General features: G+C 50.5%; 6 protein-coding genes. 2 read left to right on the plus strand and 4 right to left on the minus strand.

Features of this window, described 5'->3' with window-relative positions; all coding sequences use genetic code 11:
- Nucleotides 1-96 precede the first annotated feature (96 nt).
- Together QME66_12815 and QME66_12820 are read right to left on the minus strand one after the other, a co-directional pair.
- A complete protein-coding gene (locus tag QME66_12815; protein MDI6809833.1) occupies nt 97-1,269 on the minus strand; it encodes a permease in 1,173 nt (390 codons plus the stop codon).
- Complete coding sequence (locus QME66_12820; GenBank protein MDI6809834.1) at nt 1,266-1,652, minus strand: DUF134 domain-containing protein; 387 nt, start codon at nt 1,650-1,652, stop codon at nt 1,266-1,268. Before QME66_12820 ends, QME66_12815 begins: the two co-directional genes overlap by 4 nt.
- A gap of 359 nt (nt 1,653-2,011) precedes the next feature.
- Here QME66_12820 and QME66_12825 point away from each other — a divergent pair, with 359 nt between their 5' ends.
- Nucleotides 2,012-2,227 (plus strand): hypothetical protein, encoded by a 216-nt coding sequence (locus tag QME66_12825; protein ID MDI6809835.1) that lies wholly within the window; start codon nt 2,012-2,014, stop codon nt 2,225-2,227.
- Nucleotides 2,211-2,891, plus strand: a complete 681-nt coding sequence (locus QME66_12830; protein MDI6809836.1) for a nucleotidyl transferase AbiEii/AbiGii toxin family protein — start codon at nt 2,211-2,213, stop codon at nt 2,889-2,891. Before QME66_12825 ends, QME66_12830 begins: the two co-directional genes overlap by 17 nt.
- Before the next feature lie 94 nt (nt 2,892-2,985).
- Here the strand turns inward: QME66_12830 and QME66_12835 are convergent, their stop codons facing one another.
- Together QME66_12835 and QME66_12840 are read right to left on the minus strand one after the other, a co-directional pair.
- On the minus strand, nt 2,986-3,345 hold the full coding sequence (locus tag QME66_12835; GenBank protein MDI6809837.1) for a T9SS type A sorting domain-containing protein: 360 nt from the start codon (nt 3,343-3,345) through the stop codon (nt 2,986-2,988).
- 131 nt (nt 3,346-3,476) lie between these two features.
- The coding region (locus QME66_12840) for an IS3 family transposase (protein MDI6809838.1) at nt 3,477-3,708 on the minus strand (232 nt) is incomplete at its 5' end.

Genomic DNA, 3,708 nt, shown 5'->3' on the forward strand with positions numbered 1-3,708 from the left:
AATTTATGGCGCTCGATACCACGTTCATGCAAGTTTATGCATAAAGCAGGTTAGGACAGCCAGTTCCCAGGATTTCTATTTTCATCTTTGTCCTCCTCAGCTCGTGATCCAGCCAAAAATCATCCCTGCTATCGTTGAGAACACCACGACTAAGCTGACATAGACAACCGTCTTCTTTGTCCCCACGACACTTCTTAATACGAGCATGCTCGGTAGACTTAAGGCCGGACCGGCGAGCAGTAATGCAAGGGCCGGTCCTTTACCCATGCCGGAATTCATCAGACCCTGCAGAATGGGTACCTCGGTTAATGTGGCAAAATACATGAATGCCGCGACAATAGACGAGAAGAAATTCGAGAACAACGAATTCCCACCTACAAGAGCGATGACAAAACGTGGAGGAATAATGCCTTCGTGGCCGACTCTGCCCAATAGAAAACCAGATACCAATACTCCTGCCAGCAAGAGAGGCAGAATCTGCAGCGTGAACCCCCATGTCGCCTGCGTCCATTCCCTAAGCTCGTCTTTCTTGAACCAGGTACTCAGCATGAAGATCAGACCCAAAAACGAGAATCCTGCAATCCACCACTTACACTGATAAATCAGACTCCATAATCCCTGGTCGCCCTCGAGAGGTTTTCCCCAGTTGGCAAAAACAAGAATTCCTACGAGCGAGGCAAAATAGAGTACCGTCCGCCACAAAGGACGCGATTCTTTCATATCACCCACGACGAGCTCGCCATTTGCATGGCGGGCTCTTTCTTCCCGCAAGAAAAACAGATGCATCGACAGGCCAATGACGACGCTGAATAAGATCGCGCCGAGTGCCCTCGCCAACCCGAGCTGCCAGCCAAGGACGCGTGCCGTGAGGACAATCGCGAGCACGTTTATTGCAGGGCCTGAAAAGAGGAACGCTATGGCAGGACCGAGGCCTGCACCTCTTTTGTAGATGCTGGAAAACAAAGGCAACACCGTGCAGGAACATACTGCCAGTATCGTTCCCGAAACCGACGCTACGCTATACGAAAGAAATCTGTTCGCCTTCGCGCCAAAATATTTCATCACGGATGCTTGGCTGACAAAGACCGAGATGGCTCCAGCAATAAAGAAGGCCGGCACCAAGCACAGAAGGACATGCTCTCGGGCGTACCATTTGACCAGGGCAAGCGCCTCAAAGACGGCATTACTGAATCGGACGTTCTCTACGGGGAGATAGAAGCAGGCCAGGAATATTGCGGCGATGTACAGAAACTTTCTCCACTCCCTCACACTTTTCTCCTTCTGATTACCTTACAAGTGCCTCCTTCAATCCTTATTGCCTTGATGTTGACCAAGGCATCAGCAATCTTCTTATGAGCCGACGCCTCAATTCGCGAGAAAGTCGGCCGGGAGATTTTCATCCTTTTCGCTGCTTTCTCTTGTGTGTGTCCCTCAAGGCAAGAGAGTCTTATTGCCTCAAATTCATCAATGGACAAGGACACCACCTCCAATTTTGACAGAGGTTTACAGCGAGGTTTGAAACAGCGCTCGACGGGCAAACACTTGACCCATCTGGTCTTCTTTGGCCGCACTCTGACCCCCAAGGTTATGAGCAAATGTTCATAACAGTTTATCACAGCATCTGCGTTTGTCAAGTTTTCGAATTGACTCATAATAAAAGTATTCGAAATGGGTTCGTTGCCTCAAAAATAAAAAGTACTTGAAAAAGTAGATGCCCGAAGGAACATCAGCGCCCTGCATGACAACGGAGCTTTCCTCGAAAAACGCAAACCCCGCTCGTCGTCCTCAACCTGACCTTATCCAGCAGTAGGGAACATCCTCACCAACGGGCTCCACATTCTCGCAACAAACTCTTGACTCTTAACCCAGTTTCCTGCTTCCATTCCCCACGTCAGTGTGCTCCTTTCTGCCGACCACTACCGGCGGCCATAAGGAGCTGTTCTAATCCTGAAATGATAGACCGTCTTCTTCTCTGTCTGCACACTGTTCGCTTGTGACTCGGAGGCCGAGGTTGCGTCCCAAAAGATACATAGTATGGTCCAAGAATGAACTTGACTTGCGTGACCCGTTCCAGAAGAAGTGGTATATCAAGCAAGTTTTGACGCATGGAAGAGCGGAGGACGTAGCCCGCCTTGACTGGCAGGAGATAAGAGCCATGCTGCCGGAGCTGGGTCTTCCAACACACATCAGGAGATTGTGGGAGGGTTACTTTGCCGCTCAAGGGTAAGGGAATTCTGACCGACTTGCAGAAAGCAGTCATCTTTTCTTTCCGTTCCGTCCCGGATTCGCAGCATTTCTACCTCACGGGTGGAACCGCCCTTGCAGAATTCTATCTCGGACACAGAAAGTCATTCGACCTTGATCTCTTCACGGCGGAAAAGGGGCTGATTGTGCCTTTCTCCTGGGTCCTGGAAGAAGAATTGAAGAAGGAGTTCTCCGTCGGCGTTGTTAGACGATTCGAGTCTTTTGTCGAACTTGAAATGGAAAAAACTGGCGAAAGCACAAGAGTTCAGCTAGCCTATGACTCGCCGTTCAGATTCGAGCAACCGCTGGAATCAGATCTGGGGATCAAGGTGAACGATTACAGGGACCTCGTAACCGATAAGATGCTTGCCTTCTTCGGAAGAGTGGAGCCCAGGGATGCCGTGGACTTGTTTCTTATTCTGAAGAATGAAGATGTCTGGAACCTCAGCGAGCTTGCCCAGAAGAAAGACCCTGGCTTCGACCTCTACTGGCTTGCAATCGCGATGCAAAAGACGGCAGATTTTCCTGATGAGATAGAGAAATGGCCCGTTGAAATGACGGTGGATATAGACGGCCGGGAGCTCAAAGATACGTTTTCGACTCTCTCAAGAAGAATGATGGAACGACTCGGAAAAAGCCCCTTGTAGCCCAACAGCACCCCCACCACAAAAAGCACTGCTCCGTGTTTCACTTCAGATCAATGCGTGGAATAGTGGCTATTACATCTCGAAGAACAAAAACTCATCTCGTCAGTATCATCTTCCTTGTGAACGTCCTCTCCCCAATCTTCAACTCGAAAAAGTAGATGCCAGAAGGAACATTCGCGCCTTTCTTGTCAATGCCGGCCCAGTCAACCCTATTCCTCCCGGCCTTCCCTTTACCATTCACGAGCTCAGCAATTTGCCTGCCCGCAACATCGTAAACTCTCAAGATCACGTGAGACTCTGTGGGCAGCGCATACTCTATTGTCGCGGTTCCACTGAATGGGTTGGGATAGCTCGTGAGGAACATCCTCTCCTCTACTGGCTTAACATGAACCTCCGGCTCAACCGAAGTGGGGTCTTGAAAGCCCGCAAGGTACCAACGTTCGTTGCCGGGCACAGCACCAAAGTCTCCACCGAAATAGACAGTCCCATTCGTGGAGTTACCCCGTTTCGGTGGACGGTTGACTTTTTGGGTTTTCTCCCCGACGGCGGATGCCACCTGGGGTGTGAAAACCCGGGTCCTCCAGGTCATGCCGGACTGAGATCGTGGCTCTCGGAGCCTGTGTGAAAGTCATTTTTCTGGTTTTTCCTCGTGGTCTGGCTTCCGAGCCTCTTTTCGTAATTCACGGGTGATTCATACTCAATTCCAGAGTGACGACGATGCGGATTGTACCAGCCCTCGATGAAGTCGAATATAGCCATCCGCGCCTCGGCTTGGTTTCGGAAACGACGCCGGTCGATGAGCTCGCATTCAAGCGTG

Source organism: Candidatus Eisenbacteria bacterium (assembly GCA_030017955.1).
Lineage (GTDB): Bacteria > Eisenbacteria > RBG-16-71-46 > JASEGR01 > JASEGR01 > JASEGR01.

What these genes read in the sequence shown, in the direction of transcription:
- QME66_12820 (MDI6809834.1), bottom strand. Translation starts at nt 1,652, where the DNA reads ATGAGTCAATTCGAAAACTTGACAAACGCAGATGCTGTGATAAACTGT.